Source organism: Streptomyces sp. CB02400 (assembly GCF_001905725.1).
GTDB lineage: Bacteria > Actinomycetota > Actinomycetes > Streptomycetales > Streptomycetaceae > Streptomyces > Streptomyces atrovirens.
In genome coordinates, this window is sequence record NZ_LIWB01000003.1 from 131,995 (window position 1) to 147,539 (window position 15,545).

General features: G+C 72.3%; 13 protein-coding genes. 8 read left to right on the forward strand and 5 right to left on the reverse strand.

Going from position 1 to position 15,545, the window contains the following annotated elements:
- Positions 1-97 precede the first annotated feature (97 nt).
- The gene (locus AMK33_RS08705; protein WP_073932195.1) at positions 98-523 is read right to left on the reverse strand and encodes an SCO4983 family protein; all 426 of its coding nucleotides are present in this window, start codon (positions 521-523) and stop codon (positions 98-100) included.
- Positions 524-661: 138 nt separating this feature from the next.
- The gene (locus AMK33_RS08710) at positions 662-1,873 is read right to left on the reverse strand and encodes a pyridoxal phosphate-dependent aminotransferase (protein WP_073932196.1); all 1,212 of its coding nucleotides are present in this window, start codon (positions 1,871-1,873) and stop codon (positions 662-664) included.
- Between the two features lie 124 nt (positions 1,874-1,997).
- On the opposite strand from AMK33_RS08710, the gene AMK33_RS08715 reads away from it, so the two are divergent.
- Together AMK33_RS08715 and AMK33_RS08720 are read left to right on the forward strand one after the other, a co-directional pair.
- Complete coding sequence (locus AMK33_RS08715; RefSeq protein WP_073932197.1) at positions 1,998-2,810, forward strand: hypothetical protein; 813 nt, start codon at positions 1,998-2,000, stop codon at positions 2,808-2,810.
- Between the two features lie 251 nt (positions 2,811-3,061).
- On the forward strand, positions 3,062-3,994 hold the full coding sequence (locus tag AMK33_RS08720; RefSeq protein WP_073932198.1) for a S1 family peptidase: 933 nt from the start codon (positions 3,062-3,064) through the stop codon (positions 3,992-3,994).
- Positions 3,995-4,018: 24 nt separating this feature from the next.
- Here AMK33_RS08720 and AMK33_RS08725 read toward each other — a convergent pair whose 3' ends face one another.
- Together AMK33_RS08725 and AMK33_RS08730 are read right to left on the reverse strand one after the other, a co-directional pair.
- Positions 4,019-5,629, reverse strand: a complete 1,611-nt coding sequence (locus tag AMK33_RS08725; RefSeq protein WP_073932199.1) for an N-acyl-D-amino-acid deacylase family protein — start codon at positions 5,627-5,629, stop codon at positions 4,019-4,021.
- A gap of 9 nt (positions 5,630-5,638) precedes the next feature.
- Positions 5,639-6,910, reverse strand: a complete 1,272-nt coding sequence (locus tag AMK33_RS08730) for an amino acid deaminase (protein WP_073932200.1) — start codon at positions 6,908-6,910, stop codon at positions 5,639-5,641.
- Positions 6,911-7,069: 159 nt separating this feature from the next.
- Here AMK33_RS08730 and AMK33_RS08735 point away from each other — a divergent pair, with 159 nt between their 5' ends.
- The 6 genes from AMK33_RS08735 to AMK33_RS08760 all read left to right on the forward strand — a co-directional run bounded on the left by AMK33_RS08735 (position 7,070) and on the right by AMK33_RS08760 (position 13,074).
- Positions 7,070-8,200, forward strand: coding sequence for a sugar kinase (locus AMK33_RS08735; protein ID WP_235618035.1), 1,131 nt, complete (start codon positions 7,070-7,072; stop codon positions 8,198-8,200).
- Positions 8,197-8,961: an IclR family transcriptional regulator gene (locus tag AMK33_RS08740; RefSeq protein ID WP_073932202.1), complete on the forward strand. Its 765-nt coding sequence runs from the start codon at positions 8,197-8,199 to the stop codon at positions 8,959-8,961. The genes AMK33_RS08735 and AMK33_RS08740 overlap by 4 nt, the downstream gene beginning before the upstream one ends.
- The gene (locus tag AMK33_RS08745) at positions 8,958-9,368 is read left to right on the forward strand and encodes a RidA family protein (RefSeq protein WP_073932203.1); all 411 of its coding nucleotides are present in this window, start codon (positions 8,958-8,960) and stop codon (positions 9,366-9,368) included. Before AMK33_RS08740 ends, AMK33_RS08745 begins: the two co-directional genes overlap by 4 nt.
- 132 nt (positions 9,369-9,500) lie before the next feature.
- Positions 9,501-10,988 (forward strand): GntP family permease, encoded by a 1,488-nt coding sequence (locus tag AMK33_RS08750; RefSeq protein ID WP_073932204.1) that lies wholly within the window; start codon positions 9,501-9,503, stop codon positions 10,986-10,988.
- An 84-nt stretch (positions 10,989-11,072) separates the two neighbouring features.
- Entirely contained in the window at positions 11,073-11,684 is a 612-nt protein-coding gene (locus tag AMK33_RS08755; RefSeq protein WP_073932205.1) for a hypothetical protein, read from the forward strand.
- A 67-nt stretch (positions 11,685-11,751) separates the two neighbouring features.
- Positions 11,752-13,074 (forward strand): Nramp family divalent metal transporter, encoded by a 1,323-nt coding sequence (locus AMK33_RS08760; protein ID WP_073932206.1) that lies wholly within the window; start codon positions 11,752-11,754, stop codon positions 13,072-13,074.
- 34 nt (positions 13,075-13,108) lie between these two features.
- On the opposite strand, the gene AMK33_RS08765 is transcribed toward AMK33_RS08760, so the two are convergent.
- Complete coding sequence (locus tag AMK33_RS08765) at positions 13,109-15,424, reverse strand: serine/threonine-protein kinase (protein ID WP_073932207.1); 2,316 nt, start codon at positions 15,422-15,424, stop codon at positions 13,109-13,111.
- Positions 15,425-15,545: the final 121 nt, after the last annotated feature.

Below are 15,545 nucleotides of genomic sequence, written 5' to 3' on the forward strand. Positions count from 1 at the left end.
GGCCGGGCGGCTCGACGAGAGGAAGTGTGGCGCCCGGTCCGCGCGTCGCTGCGGGTGCACGCGGACCGGGGCCGTCGGGGGGAGCCCCCGTGGGGGCTCAGTGGGAGGACGCGAGGGTGCGCGGCTGCAGGGCCGCGGTGTGCGCGTCCATCCGCTCGGCGGCGAGGATCGCCGCCGCCGTGTCGGCGCGGGAGGCGGCGACGACCAGGGCGCGGCCGGCGAGCGCGTGCGCCCGCCGGTGCAGGGCCGCCGCGTTCGGCTCGCGGCCCGTCGTGGTCGCCGACGCGCGGGCCGGCGTACGTCCTCCCCGCAGGCGGGCCACCTGCCCGGCGAGCCGCTCGGCCGCGGTGTCCAGATCGGCCGAGGGCGCCGCCACGCGCAGCTCGTCGGTGACGGCGAGCAGCGCGGCGAGGTGCCCCGCGAGCTGGATGTCCAGCTCTTCCTCACGGGACCGGTGGGGGAAGTCGTGGGGGGTGCCGGCCATCGTGCTGTGGACCGACTTGGCACGGATCGGCTCGTACATGGATGGCCTCCTGTGGTGTAACAGGAAACCATCCTAGCTTAGATTCAGTCTAAAGTTGAGTCGTTCGTAAAAAGGCCCTTCGCGAAAAGGCTGTTCGTGAAAAGGCCGCCCGCGCGCAGACGCCCGCGCGCGTAGGCCTCAGGGCTGGCTGTAACCGTCCAGGAAGCGGGCGATCCGCCCGACCGCGTCCCGCAGGTCGGTGACCGACGGCAGGGTCACCACCCGGAAGTGGTCCGGTTCCGGCCAGTTGAAGCCGGTGCCCTGCACGACCATGATCTTCTCGCGGCGCAGCAGGTCCAGGACCATCCGCCGGTCGTCCTTGATCTTGAAGACGTCCGGGTCGAGCCGCGGGAAGAGGTACAGCGCCCCCTTCGGCTTCACACAGCTCACGCCGGGGATCTGGGTCAGCAGCTCGTACGCCGTGTCCCGCTGCTCGCGCAGCCGTCCGCCCGGCAGCACCAGCTCGTTGATCGTCTGGCGTCCGCTGAGCGCCGCGACCACCCCGTGCTGCCCCGGCATGTTCGCGCACAGGCGCATGTTCGCCAGGATCGTCAGGCCCTCGATGTAGGAGTCGGCGTGGGCGCGCGGCCCCGAGACCGACATCCAGCCCACCCGGTAGCCGGCCACCCGGTACGCCTTCGACATGCCGTTGAAGGTGAGGGTGAGCAGATCGGGGGCGACGGAGGCGGTCGGGATGTGCTTCGCGTCGTCGTAGAGGATCTTGTCGTAGATCTCGTCCGAGCAGACCAGCAGGTTGTGGCGGCGGGCGATGTCGGTGAGGCCCTTGATGACCGCCTCGTCGTAGACCGCGCCGGTCGGGTTGTTCGGGTTGATGATCACGATCGCCTTGGTGCGGTCGGTGACCTTGCGCTCCACGTCGGCGAGGTCCGGCATCCAGTCCGACTGCTCGTCGCAGCGGTAGTGCACCGCCGTACCGCCGGAGAGGGAGACGGCAGCCGTCCACAGCGGGTAGTCGGGCGCGGGGACGAGCACCTCGTCGCCGTCGTCCAGCAGCCCCTGCATCGCCATCACGATCAGCTCGGAGACGCCGTTGCCGATGAAGACGTGCTCGACGTCGGTCTCGATGCCGAGGGTCTGGTTGTGCATGACCACCGCCCGGCGCGCGGCCAGCAGGCCCTTGGCGTCGCCGTAGCCGTGCGCCGTCGACACGTTGCGGAGGATGTCCTCCAGGATCTCGGGCGGGCACTCGAAGCCGAACGCCGCCGGGTTGCCGGTGTTCAGCTTGAGGATGCGGTGACCGGCCGCTTCCAGCCGCATCGCCTCCTCGAGCACCGGGCCCCGGATCTCGTAACAGACGTTGGCGAGCTTGGTCGACTGGATCACCTGCATGCTGGGAGCTTACGGCCCGGTATGGCCCTCCGGGCCGTGTTTTCCGCCACGTGAGACGCGTCGTTTCGAGCGATATGTCCGCCGACTGTCCCGGCGCACCCTCACGTCCCTGCAATGCGCCGCCATGTCCAGCCCTCCTCCGTACGCCGACGGTGGGTACGACGATCGGGCCCCCCAGGGCCCGCCGGTCGTGTACCTCCCGCAGACCGCTCCGGCCCCGGCGTACGACGCCTGCACCGACCCCGCGACCGCCCACGGCTGGCAGAACGCGTACGACGAGACACGCGAGCTGCCGCCCGTGGCGGGCGCCGGACCGGGCTCGCCGGAAGGAGGCGCGGCGCCCCCTCCGGGGGGCGGGGGGACGGACCCGGTGTACGACACCGGGATGCCTTTGCCGGAGGACGGCACGGTCCGTCCCGCGGGAGACGGCGCGGGAAGTGCCCCCGGGCGGTCCCGTGCCGGCGGTTCGCGCCATGGACCGGGCCGGCGCGGGCGCCGCAAGGCCGCGCCCCGGCGCTCGCGCCGCGCCGTGGTGGCGGCGGGAGCGGTGGGCGTGGTGTCGGTGGCGGCGCTGATCGCCGGGTTCGCCTTCTCGGGTTCGCCGTCCGGCGGCGCCGAGGGCGGGGACGGCCGCACGGGGCCGACGGCGGGGGAGTCCGGGGCGGCTTCCTCGGGGCCGGACGCGTCCGGCCCCGCCGAGGGGCCGGCCGACGCCGGCGGCCCCTCCGCCGGTCAGGGCTCCCCGAGTGCGAGCGGTTCCGGCGAGGACCGCGAGGCCGACGGGGCCTCGTCCGGGGCGTCGGCCGACGCCTCCACCACCTCCACACCGACCCTCCCCACGGCGGCCCCCTCCGCCTCCACGGGCTCGGGCCAGTCTGGTCCGGGCAACGCCGAAGAGGGGCGGGGCCGGGGCCGAGGGCCGAAGAAGACCAGGTAGGAGCGGGGTTCGGGCGGGAGTCCGGACGCGGGCGGGTGTGTCGGCGCCCGGTGGACCGGCCGGCCCGCCGGGCGCGCATGCCCGGCGCCGTCGGCGCGGGCCGGGACCGCGGCGTCCGTTCCGCCGTGACGGAGTTACCGGCTGGAAACAAGTGCTTGCCCCCTCGTCGTCCGCATGCTGACAATGCGCATGACAAATACGTGGGCGGCCGGAAGTCCTCCGGCCGCCCGACGCCGCAAGAGGGGACCCCCATGAGAAAACCTCTCGTCGTCGCGCTCTGTGCCCTGGCCCTCGCCGGGGCGGGCGCGATCCCCGCGGTCGCCGCCGAGCCTTCCCCCACGGGCGCGGACACGACCACGGACGCGGCCCCGACCACGCTGACGGATGTCGTCAACGGCGTGGTCGGGACCGCGGCGGACACCCTGTCCGGACTCACCGCGCCCGAGGAGGGCGCGGTGGACTTCGCCGGCACCGTCTCGCTCAGCAACTGTTCCGGCTCCGTCGTCCGCATGCCCGGCTCGGCGGACGACGACCCGGCGCTCGTCCTCACCAACGGCCACTGCCTGGAGAGCGGCTTCCCCGCACCCGGCCAGGTCCTCGTCGACCGGGCGTCCAGCCGCACCTTCGGACTGCTGAACTCCGCCGGCTCCAGGGTCGCCACCCTGCGCGCCGACCGGCTCGTCTACGCGACCATGACCGACACGGACGCCGCGATCTACCGGCTGAGCACGACGTACGCGCGGATCAAGAGCGCGTACGGCATCGACGCACTGCCCCTGAGCGCCACCCGCCCGGCGGCCGGCACGTCCATCAGCGTGGTGTCCGGCTACTGGAAGCGGATCTACAACTGCTCCGTCGACGGGTTCGCGTACCGCATGAAGGAGGGGAACTGGACCTGGAAGGACTCGGTCCGTTACACCTCCGCCTGTAACACCATCGGCGGCACCTCCGGCTCACCGGTCGTCGACAGCGCCACCGGCCAGGTGGTCGCCGTCAACAACACCGGCAACGAGGACGGCGAGCGCTGCACGGTCAACAACCCGTGCGAGGTCGACGAGAACGGGCAGGTCACGGTCCGCCAGGGCATCAACTACGCCCAGCAGACCTACCTGTTCCCCGCCTGCTTCGGCGCGGACAACAGGCTCGACCTGAGCGCGAGCGGCTGCGCGGTCCCCAAGCCGTAAGCGGCCGGTGGGGAGGGCGGGCGGTCAGCGGGGAGTCCTGCGGACCGCCCGCCCCGCCAGTACGTCCGTGCGCCGCCCGTCCTCGATCACGAACCGCCCGTCGACCAGCACGTACGGAATGCCCGTCGGAAGCGTCCGCGGCGCGGCGAAGGTCGACCCCGCGGCCACCGTCCCCGGATCGAACAGCACCAGGTCCGCCTTGTACCCCTCGCGGACCAGCCCCCGGTCCGGCAGCCGCAGCCGCGCCGCCGGGCGCGAGGTCAGGTGCGCGACGCACTCCTCCAGCGACAGCACCCCCAACTCCCGTACGTAGTGCCCGAGGTAGTGCGGGAACGTCCCGTACGCGCGCGGGTGCGGCTTCGCACCCTGCAGGATGCCGTCCGAGCCGCCGGTGTGCACCCGGTGCCGCATGATCGCCCGTACGTTCTCCTCGTGGCCGACGTGCTGGAGGATCGTCGGGGCGAGCCTGTCCTTCAGCAGCAGCTCCCGCGCCACCACCCACGGCGACTCGCCGCGCGCCCGCGCCGACTCCAGGACCGTACGGCCCACGTACTCGCCCAGCGCCGGGTCGCCGACGCCCGAGATCTCGATGGTCTCCCACTCCACCGGCACCCCGTGGCAGCCGTCCGAGCCGGTGACCTCCATGTGGTGCCGGATCCGCTCGGCGGTCCCGTCGTCCGCGAGCCGCCGCAGGATCTCCTCCGGCCCGCCCTCGCTCGCCCAGCTCGGCAGCAGCGCCACGAGGGTGGTGCAGCCGGGGGTGTACGGGTAGGTGTCGAGGGTGATGTCGGCGCCGGCGTCGAGCGCGTCGTCGAGGAGGGACAGCAACTCGGGCGCCCGGCCCTTGTTCACGCCGAAGTTCATCGTGGCGTGCGCGAGGTGCAGCGGGCAGTCCGCCTCCCGCGTCAGCGCCACCATCTCCTCGTACGCCTCCAGCGCCCCGGCGCCGTAGGAGCGGTGGTGCGGGCAGTAGTAGCCGCCGTACGACGCCACCACCCGGCACAGCTCGGTGAGTTCGGCGTCCTTGGCGTACATGCCCGGCGTGTACGTCAGCCCCGACGACATGCCGACCGCGCCCTGTTCCATGCCCTCCGCGACCAACCGCCGCATCCGGTCCAGCTCTTCGGGCGTCGCCTCCCGGTCCTCCCAGCCGACGGCGAGTGCGCGGACCGTGCCCTGCGGGATCAGATACGCGGCGTTGACCGCGATGCCCCGGTCGAGCCGGTCCAGGTACTCGCCCACCGACCGCCAGTCGAAGTCGATGTCGTCGCCCGAGCCGTTCCACCCGGCGATCGCCCGGCGTACCTCGCCCAGCGTCCGGTCGTCGACCGGCGCGTACGACAGCCCGTCCTGGCCCAGGACTTCGAGGGTGACGCCCTGCGCGGCCTTGGCACTGTGGTCGGGGTCGCGCAGCAGCGCCAGGTCGCTGTGGGCGTGCATGTCGATGAAGCCGGGCGCCAGCACCAGCCCCTCGGCGTCCAGTTCACGGCGGGCCTTCGGGCGCTGACAGCCCGCGTCCGCCGCCTCCTTCACGATCGAGACGATGCGACCGCCGTCCACGACCACGTCCGCGCGGTACGAATGGTCACCGGAGCCGTCGACGACGTCCGCGTCCCGGATGACGAGCTCTTCCATGCGGGCCTCCTAGAAGAACGTACGGATGTAGTCGACCACCGTGCCGTCCGCCTCCGCCACGGGGATGAGCACCCACTTGTCGAACGACGTGCACGGGTGGGACAGCCCGAGCCCCACCCAGTCTCCCACCTCCAGATCGGCCTCCCCGGTGGTACGCAGCCACGCGTGCTGGTCGGACAGCCCGGTCACGGAGATCCCGGTGGCCGGGCGCTCGCTCCCGTCCCGGCGGACCACCTGGGCGAACGGCAGATCGAGGTCGTAGGCCGCGTCCCGCTTGCCCGCGTTGGCGAACGCCTGCTCGGCGGACGGCCGCGACACCACCTGCGTCCACAGCCGGAACGCCGGCTCCAGCGCACCCTCCTCCGGGACCCGGTTGAAGGGGGTCAGCTTGCGGTAGTGGCCGTCGTCGTGCGAGACGTACGCCCCCGAGCGCAGCAGCTTCAGCACGGGCGCGGACAGCTCCGGGACCTCGGCGAAGACGTCCGCCACCGCGTCGAACCAGGCGCTGCCGCCCGCGCTCACCACGATCTCGTCGAGCCCCGCGAACCGCCCCGCCTTGTCGAAGTCCACGGCGAGCGACACCAGCCGCCGCAGCCAGGCGTGCACCCGCTCCGGGTCCGCCCGCGGGACCTCGCCCTCGTAGCCGGCGACCCCGACCAGCCGCAGTCCCCGGGCACCGGCCACGGCGTCGGCGACGGCGGAGCACTCGGCCTCCGTCCGCACACCGGTGCGGGCCCCCTCACCGGCGGCGAGCTCGACGACGACGTCCACGGGGCGTGAGGCGTCGCTCGCGGTGAGCGCCGCGTCCATCAGCTCCACCCCGCGCACGGAGTCGACGTAGCAGATGAACCGGAAGTCCGGATCGGCGTCCAGCTCGGCCGCGACCCAGCGCAGGGCCGCCGCGTCGACCAGCTCATTGGCGAGGAAGACCCGCCGGATCCCGTACGCCCGCGCCACCCGCACCTGATGCGGAACCGCGAGCGTGATGCCCCACGCCCCGTGCTCGATCTGCCGCTGGAAGAGCTGCGGGGCCATGGACGTCTTGCCGTGCGGCGCGAAGGCGAGTCCGTGCCGGGCGGAGTACGTCTCCATCAGCTTCAGGTTGTGCTCCAGGCGCTCGGCGGAGAGCGCGAGCACGGGCGTGGTGAAGCCGCCGGTGAAGAGGTTGCGGCGCTGCGCGGCCAGCTCGCCGACGGTCAGCCCCTCGGCGTCCGGCGGGAGGCCCTTGAAGCGGTGGTCGACCCGTTCCTCGGTGAGGCGGGCGAGAGCGTCGAGGACCATCGGAACCTCCCTGATCAGCAGTGTTGCATTTCTTGCAACACTCGTTGCGTATATCGCTTACCGCTGTCTAACATCTCGGCCACGTGCGGTCAACGGAGACCGCCTCACCCGCAGAAGAGAAGGAGCCACGCCGTGGACGTTGTCGCGCTCGGCGAGTCCATGGTGACGTTCCTGCCCTCCCGGCCGGGCCGCCTCGCCGACGTGCCGTCCTTCGACCGGGGCATCGGCGGCGCGGAGTCGAACGTGGCGTGCGTGCTCGCGGCGGCGGGCCACAGCACCCGGTGGATCAGCCGGGTGGGCGCCGACGGCTTCGGCGACCACCTCGTCGAGGCGATCGGCGGATACGGCGTCGACGTGTCGCACGTCCGCCGCGACCCGACCCGCCCGACCGGCATCTACTTCCGCACGGCCGGCGACCGCGCCACGGACGCCCACGAGGTCGCGTACTACCGCGCGGGCTCGGCGGCCTCCGCGATGACGGCCGCGGACCTCGACCTGGAGGCGGTCCGCGCGGGACGCGTCCTGCACCTGTCAGGCATCACACCGGCACTCTCCACCGACTGCCTGACCCTGATCCGGGAACTGACCGCCCCCCACCCCGACCGCCCCCTGATCTCCTTCGACGTGAACCACCGCCCGGCCCTGTGGCGCGACACCCACGGCCCCGAGGTCCTCCTGGACCTGGCACGCGGCGCGGACATCGTCTTCGTGGGAGAGGACGAGGCAGAGGAGGCCTGGGGCATCACGGGCGGCCCGTCCCACATCCGCGAAGTCCTCCCGGAACCGGACACCCTGGTGGTCAAACAGGGAGCGCGCGGGGCCGTGGCCTTTGGCCCGACTGCGGGCAGTCGTACCCGCCTCCCCGCGGGCAGTCGTGCCGCTGGGGCGATGGGGGTCCCCCCGCTCGAGCGAAGCCGAGAGTGGGGGAGGGCGGGCGCGGACGGCACCCCGCAAGCGCCGGGCAGCGCGACCACCCCCCGCCCGGCCACAACCGCCCCCGCCCTCAAAGTCGACGTAGTCGCAACCACCGGCGCCGGCGACGCCTTCGCCGCAGGCTTCCTCTCCGCAACCCTCCGGGACCTCCCCCTGCGCGACCGCCTGCGCCACGGCCACCTCATGGCCGCAGCCACCCTCACCACCCCCGGCGACCTCGCCCCACCCCCGCCCCGCGCCCTCGCCGACCGCCTGGTCGCCCTGGACGACACCGCGTGGGGGAGACTGCGACTCGGCCCCGGCTGGACACAAGCCGATGAAGACGAGAGGGCCGAGAAGGAGGCACGCACCCCATGAGCCAGACCGTAGACCGAGCCCTGAGCATCCTCCCCCTGCTCGCAGAAGGCCCCGCCGACCTCGGCCAGGTCGCCGACCGCCTGGGCGTGCACAAATCCACCGCCCTCCGCCTCCTCCGCACCCTCCACGAGCACGGCCTGGTCTACCGCCAGTCCGACCAGCGCTACCGCCTCGGCGCCCGCCTCTTCGCCCTCGCCCAGGAGGCGATGGAGAACCTCGACGTCCGCGAGATCGCCCACGCCCACCTCGTACGCCTCAACGAGAAGTGCGGACACACCGTCCACCTCGCCGTGTACGAGGAGAACGAGGTCCTCTACATCGACAAGGTCGAGAGCCGCTACCCGGTCCGCATGTACTCACGCATCGGCAAACCCGTGGCCATCACCGTCGCGGCCGTCGCCAAGCTCCTCCTCGCCGACCTGCCCGACCACGAGCGCCGCCCCCTCGCGGAGAAGCTCGACTACCCCATGTACACGTCCCGTTCGACACCCAACGCCACCGCGTTCCTCCAGGAACTGGCCAAGGTGCGCGAACAGGGCTGGGCCACCGACCTCGGCGGCCACGAGGAGTCCATCAACTGCGTCGCCGCGCCGATCCGCGGCGCCGACGGCAAGGTGGTCGCCGCGATGTCGGTCTCCGCGCCGAACGTCGTCGTCACCGCCGACGAACTCCTCACCCTGCTCCCGCTGGTGCGCCGTACGGCGGACGCGATCAGCGGCGAGTACTCCGGCAGAACCCCAGTGAAGGACACCCCCGCATGACCGAGAAGACCGCGCTCACCCCCACGACCCACACCACCCCGCCCGCGAAGTTCTCCCACGGAGTCCGCAAGGGCAACATCCTCCAGGTCGCCGGCCAGGTCGGGTTCCTGCCCGCCGAGGAGGGCAAGCCGCCCACGCCCGCCGGTCCCACCCTGCGCGAGCAGACCCTCCAGACCCTCGCCAACGTCAAGGCGATCCTCGAAGAGGGCGGCGCGAGCTGGGACGACGTGATGATGATCCGCGTCTACCTCACCGACGTGGACCACTTCGCGGAGATGAACGACCTCTACAACACCTACTTCGAGGAGCAGGGCCTCACCCAGCCGCCCGCCGCCCGCACGACCGTCTACGTCGGTCTCCCGGCCGGCCTCCTCATCGAGATCGACGCGCTCGCCGTCCTCGGCTGACCCGCGCCCTTCCCTCCCCCCTCCCCCTCACCGCCGTACGTCGCCACGGCACGGCGTCCCGTACCCCCTGGGACGCCGTGCCGCGATCCCCCCTGCCCGAAAGCACCGTGCACTTAGCCAGAGGACCCCCGCATGTCCCACCCGCTCCTCCCGCTCGCCGCCTCCGCACCGGCGGAGACACCACCGCACACCGGAGGACTGCTCCTCCTCCTCGACGGCACGGCGGGTCTGCTGACCGTCGCCGCCATCGGCATCGCGCTGCTCCTCTTCCTGATCATCAAGGTCCGGCTCCAGCCGTTCGTCGCGCTGCTCGCCGTCTCCATAGCCGTCGGCCTGATGGCGGGTCTGTCGGTCACCGAACTCTTCGGCACGGTCCAGCGTTCGGACGCGGTGTCCACCATCGAGTCGGGGATGGGCGGCATCCTCGGCCATGTCGCGATCATCATCGGCCTGGGCACCATGCTCGGCGCGATCCTCGAAGTCAGCGGCGGCGCGGAGGTCCTGGCGGGCCGGCTGCTCGGCCTGTTCGGCGAGAAGCGAGCCCCGCTCGCGATGGGCCTCACCGGTCTGATCTTCGGCATCCCGGTCTTCTTCGACGTCGGCATCTTCGTCCTCGCGCCGATCGTGTACGCCGCCGCCAAGCGCTCCGGCAAGTCGATCCTGCTCTACTGCCTCCCCCTGCTCGCCGGCCTCTCGGTCACCCACGCCTTCCTGCCCCCGCACCCCGGCCCGGTGGCCGCCGCCGGACTGCTCCACGTCGACCTCGGCTGGGTCATCCTCATGGGCGTCGTCTGCGGCCTGCCGGCCGTCGCCGCCGCCTGGGTCTACTCCGCCTGGATCGGCAAGCGCATCTTCGTCGCCGTACCGCAGGACATGGTCGAGGCCGCCCAGGAGGCCAAGGACGCCGTCGTCGCCGAGCAGCGCGCCTCCGGGGTCGAACCGCGGGAGGCGCCGGTGCCGCTCGGCACGGTCCTCGGCATCATCGGTACGCCCCTCCTGCTGATCCTCGCGGCCACCTTCTCCTCGATCGCGCTGGACCCCTCCACCCTCCGCTCGGTGATCGAGTTCTTCGGCCACCCGTTCGTGGCGCTCACCCTCGCCCTGTTCCTCGCGTACTACCTGCTGGGCATCCGGCGCGGCTGGTCCCGCAAGTCCCTGGAGACCGTCTCCACGTCCTCCCTCAAGCCGGTCGGCAACATCCTGCTGGTGGTCGGCGCGGGCGGCGTCTTCGGCGCCGTCCTCAAGGCCAGCGGGGTCGCCCAGGCCCTCTCGGACACCTTCAACGACGTCGGCCTGCCGGTGATCGTCCTCTCGTACCTGATCTCCGTGGTGCTGCGGGTCGCGCAGGGCTCGGCGACCGTGGCGATCGTGACGACGGCGGGCATCGTGGCCCCGCTGCTGGCCGAGGGGGACCACTCGCAGGCGTTCGTCGCGCTGGTCATCATGGCCATCTCGGCGGGCTCGATCTTCGCCTCGCACGTCAACGACGGAGGCTTCTGGATGGTCGCCAAGTACTTCGGCATCAGCGAGCGGGACACGCTCAAGACGTGGACGGTGCTGGAGAGCGTGCTGTCGGTGGCCGGGTTCGTGGTCGCCGCCGCGCTCAGTCTCGTCGTGTGAGCCGTGGTGCCCGTGTAGGCGTCTTATAACGAAGTTGGGGGCTGGCTGTGTCCGACACAGGTTTGTCGACCATACTCCTGCGGTGTGGAGCAGCGCATAGGTTCGAGCAGCCAGCCCCTGGAAGGCGCCGGATTCGATCCGGCATTCATCCCCGGGCTCACCTCGCCCGCGTCCGGCCGGGAGGAGGACGCGACGGCGAAGCCGGAGGAACCGGAGGACACGGTCCCGGAGCCGGAACCGGAGGTGGAGGAGGATTCCGCCCCCGAGGAACCGGCGGCCCCCGACGGCCCCGTCTTCGAGGCGTCCGACCGTCGTGCCCGGGTCGTCGCCGACCACAGCGGCGTACGACTGCGCCTGGACGACCAGGAGTGCGAGTTCCGCTGGGACGAGATCGGCGCGGTGGAGACGGAGACCGCCCGCTTCGGCAAGCGCTACACGCTCACCGTCCACACCCCTGACAGCCGCTGGTACCCGATCGAGGTCGAGGCCCCGTCCCGCAGCAGCTTCGCGGAATGGGACACCGCACTGGACGCGGTCCTGGACACGTACTTCGAGGACGGCGAGGCGCAGTCCGAGAAGGACGACCAGCCGGACGATGCGAAGGACGACGAGAAGGACGAAGAGAAGGACAGCGCGAAGGACAGCGCGAAGGACCGCGAGGACGACGGCGACGGAACCGGAACCGACGCCGACTAGGCGCATCGGGTGAAGATCCGCGCACGCCCTCTTGTCCCACCGGCCGCCATGGGCTTTCTTGACCCCCATGGCGGACACCACGGGCAACACCAGAGACGTAGGCGTACCGGGCGGGGTCGACTCGGCTCCCCGTAAGTCCAGTTGGCGCTACATCGGTCCCGGCATCGTCGTCGCCGCGACCGGTGTCGGCGCCGGCGACCTCGTCGCCACCCTCATCGCGGGCAGCAACTTCGGCTACACCCTGCTGTGGGCGGCGATCCTCGGCTGCCTGGTGAAGATCTCCCTCGCGGAGGCGTGCGGCCGCTGGCACCTGTCCACCGGCCGCACCCTCTTCGACGGCTGGGCGAGCCTCGGCCGCTGGACGACCTGGTTCTTCGCGGTCTACGCCGTGATCTGGGGCTTCGTCTACGGCGCGGCGGCGATGTCGTCGAGCGCCCTGCCGCTCCAGGCCCTCTTCCCGGACGTGATGGACCTCGAATGGTGGGGCATCGCCTGCGGCCTCGTCGGCCTGGTCTTCGTCTGGTTCAACAAGTACGACGTGTTCGAGAAGGTCATGACGGTCCTGGTGGGCGTCATGTTCGTCGTGACCGTCTACCTGGCGGTCCGCGTCACCCCCAACCTCGGCGACGCCTTCGCCGGCCTCCTCCCGGTCCTCCCGGACGAGAAGGACTCGGTCCTCAACACCCTCGGCCTGATCGGCGGCGTGGGCGGCACCATCACGCTGGCCGCGTACGGCTACTGGGTCAACGCCAAGGGCTGGACGAACACCGGCTGGATGAAGGTGATGCGCCTGGACAACCGGGTCGCCTACGCCACCACCGGCATCTTCGTCATCGCGATGCTCCTCGTCGGCGCCGAGCTGCTGCACTCGGCGAACATCGCGATCGCGAGCGGCGACAAGGGCCTGATGCAGCTCGGCGACATCCTGGAGGAGGAGTACGGCACGGCCACCGGCAAGCTCTTCCTGATCGGCTTCTTCGCCACCTCCTTCACCTCCCTGATCGGCGTGTGGCACGGCGTGAGCCTGATGTTCGCCGACTTCCTGGCCCGGCAGCGGGGCGAGCGCGAGGCGCGCGGCGACGAGCTGGCCTCCGGGCGCCGCGAACGCTCCTGGGCCTTCCGCGCCTACCTGCTCTGGCTCACCTTCCCGCCCATGATCCTGCTCTTCCAGGACGAGCCCTTCCGCCTGATCATCGTCTACGGCGTCCTGGGCGCCGCCTTCATGCCCTTCCTCGCCCTCACCCTGATGTGGCTCCTCAACTCCTCCCGCACGCCCCGCGAATGGCGCAACGGTCCCCTCAGCAACACCATGCTCGCCGTCGCCGGCCTGCTGTTCCTGGTCCTCTGCGTCAAGCAGGTCTGGGACCAGCCGTGGTCGGAGTTCTTCTGACGCCCACGGCGGTCCCACCGAGCCGGATGTGCGCTCAGTCCCCGCGACGGTAGGTCGACGGGGGCTGGTCGTCGCCGAGCACGGTCACGGTCATCCGGTCGGTGCTCTTGAGCCGCAACGTCTCCGTGTTGCCGTTCTCGCACTGGTCCTCCGGTTCCGCGACCGTGACGACCGCAGGGCCGAGCCGCACCCCCGTGCTGGTGGCGTCCACCACGACGCTCTCCCACTCGCAGTGGTACGCGGAGCCGTCACCGGTCCACTTGGCCACCACCTCACCGTAGGCCCCTTGCTCCAGCACGAGGGACATGCTCTCGCCGGAGTCGGTGCCCTCGCGCTTCCAGGTGCCGAGGAAGGAGTCCGGGATGGGGGTGTCGGACGGTTCGGTCCTCGTGAGGATCGCGGTCTCGCCGCCGTCGCCGCTGGTCCAGGTGATCGAGCCGTCGTCGCCCAGGCGCAGGGTCTGCTCGCCGCCGTCGGTGCAGCCGGACTCGGGGATGCTGGTGACCGCGCGGGACTCCAGCACCATCAGGCTGCCGAACGAGACGAGCTTCCCGGCGCCGGTGCACAGCACGTCCTCGAAGGAGTTGAACGTCGTCGCGACGTCCTCGCCCTCTACGCCCTGGGTGATCGTGATGCGCCGGAGCGACCGTACGTTCCCCTCGGAGTCCTTGCCCTGGCCCTGCCAGGTGCCCAGGTACTCGTCGGCGATCGAGCCCTCGATGGAGGCCTCGGGCGCCGGGCCCGAGGAGGAGGTGTCCTCCTCGTCCTGCGCGGGGTCGCCCGCGGGCTCTTCGGTGCTGTCGTCGGCGGGCTGCTCGGAGCCGCCCGTCTCCCCGGCGCTGGTGTTCTTGCCGTCGTCCTTGTCGCCGCCCAGGTTCATGGCGGCGTACGTGATGCCGCCGGCGAGCAGGGCGACGACCAGGGCGACGGAGCCGACGACCAGCCGGGTCCGCCTGCGGGCCGCCGGAGCGGGCGCGGGGGCCGGTGCCGGCACCGGAACGGGGTCCCCGAACACACCGAGCGGCGGCGCGACCGGCGTCGGCGCGGGGGTCTGGGCCGGGGTGGGGGCCGGTGCCGGGTTCACGGCGGCCTGGCTCGGGTCCACGGCGGGAGGGCCGGGGTTCACGGCGGGCGGGGCCGGGCTCATGGCGGCCGGCCTCGGGGCCACGGCGGCCGGGTCCGCAGCGGGCGGGACCGGGTCCGCCGTGGGTGGCGGTACCGGATCCGGCGTGGGCTGCGGGGTGGCCGGAGCGCTCGCCGGCAGCGGCGGGGTCGCGGGAGGCGTCGCGGGCGGGGTGGAGGGCGGCGGCGAGGACGGAGCCGCCGACGGGACCGGCGGCGCCCCGGGCGGCGGCGGGGTGGCCGCGGGCGGCCCGGTGACGGGCATCGGCGGCACGGTCGGCGGTGCGGCCGGAGGCGCGGGGACGGCCCGGGTGCCCGGTGCCTCCGAGTCCAGCAACCGGGCCGCCCTGCGGCCCAGTTCCGCGATCAGACCGGCCGGCAGCCACGGCTCGGTGTCCGCGCTCGCCGCGTCGGCGGCCGTGCGCTCCACCAGACCGGCGGGCGTCGGCCGGGCGGCGGGATCCTTGGCCAGGCAGTCGCGCACGAGTTCCGACAGGCCCTCGGGCAGGCCGGACAGGTCCGGCGGCTCCTGCGCGATCCGGTACATCACCGCGTGCATCCCGCTGTCCGACGAGCTGAACGGCTGGCGCCGGGTCGCCGCGAAGGCCAGCACCGAGCCGAGCGAGAAGACGTCGCTGGCCTCGGTGAGCGGTTCGCCGCGGACCTGCTCGGGGGACATGTAGCCGGGCGAGCCGATCACCGCCCCGGTGCGGGTCAGCTTGCCGTCGGCGGTCACCGCGTCGAGCGCGCGGGCGATGCCGAAGTCGATGACGCGCGGCCCGTCGATCGTCACCAGGATGTTCGCCGGCTTGAGGTCGCGGTGGACGAGGCCCGCCTCGTGGACGGCCGTGAGCGCCCGGGCGAGCCGGTTGGCGAGGATCCGCACCGACCGCTCGGGCAGCGGCTCCGGACGCCCGGCGATCACCTCGTGCAGCGAGGGCCCCGGCACGTACCCGGTGGCGACCCACGGCGCGGCCGCGTCGGTGTCCGCGTCCAGCACGGGCGCGGTCCACTCGCCGCCCACGCGCCGCGCGGACGCGATCTCCTGCGCGAACCGCCTGCGGAACTCGGGCTCCGACGCCAGCTCGGAACGGACCAGTTTCACGGCGACGGTGCGGCCACCGGTCGAGCGGGCCAGATAGACCTCGCCCATGCCGCCCGCGCCGAGGCGGGCGAGAAGCCGGTAGGGGCCGATACGTGACGGGTCGTCGGGTCTCAGCTCATCCACGGCCCGATCCTCGCACAGCAGTCACGCCGGGTGGCGTCCGAAGACGCATCGGTTACTTCTGTATCCCGGTCGTGACCTGCGGTCTCCGTCCGGGGCGCCGAGCCCCGAACGGCACCGCCCC

What these genes read in the sequence shown, in the direction of transcription:
- AMK33_RS08725 (WP_073932199.1), bottom strand. Translation starts at nt 5,629, where the DNA reads ATGGAAGAGCTCGTCATCCGGGACGCGGACGTCGTCGACGGCTCCGGT.
- AMK33_RS08760 (WP_073932206.1), top strand. Translation starts at nt 11,752, where the DNA reads ATGGCGGACACCACGGGCAACACCAGAGACGTAGGCGTACCGGGCGGG.
- AMK33_RS08720 (WP_073932198.1), top strand. Translation starts at nt 3,062, where the DNA reads ATGAGAAAACCTCTCGTCGTCGCGCTCTGTGCCCTGGCCCTCGCCGGG.
- AMK33_RS08745 (WP_073932203.1), top strand. Translation starts at nt 8,958, where the DNA reads ATGACCGAGAAGACCGCGCTCACCCCCACGACCCACACCACCCCGCCC.
- AMK33_RS08730 (WP_073932200.1), bottom strand. Translation starts at nt 6,910, where the DNA reads ATGGTCCTCGACGCTCTCGCCCGCCTCACCGAGGAACGGGTCGACCAC.
- AMK33_RS08750 (WP_073932204.1), top strand. Translation starts at nt 9,501, where the DNA reads ATGTCCCACCCGCTCCTCCCGCTCGCCGCCTCCGCACCGGCGGAGACA.
- AMK33_RS08710 (WP_073932196.1), bottom strand. Translation starts at nt 1,873, where the DNA reads ATGCAGGTGATCCAGTCGACCAAGCTCGCCAACGTCTGTTACGAGATC.
- AMK33_RS08715 (WP_073932197.1), top strand. Translation starts at nt 1,998, where the DNA reads ATGTCCAGCCCTCCTCCGTACGCCGACGGTGGGTACGACGATCGGGCC.
- AMK33_RS08705 (WP_073932195.1), bottom strand. Translation starts at nt 523, where the DNA reads ATGTACGAGCCGATCCGTGCCAAGTCGGTCCACAGCACGATGGCCGGC.
- AMK33_RS08735 (WP_235618035.1), top strand. Translation starts at nt 7,070, where the DNA reads ATGGTGACGTTCCTGCCCTCCCGGCCGGGCCGCCTCGCCGACGTGCCG.
- AMK33_RS08740 (WP_073932202.1), top strand. Translation starts at nt 8,197, where the DNA reads ATGAGCCAGACCGTAGACCGAGCCCTGAGCATCCTCCCCCTGCTCGCA.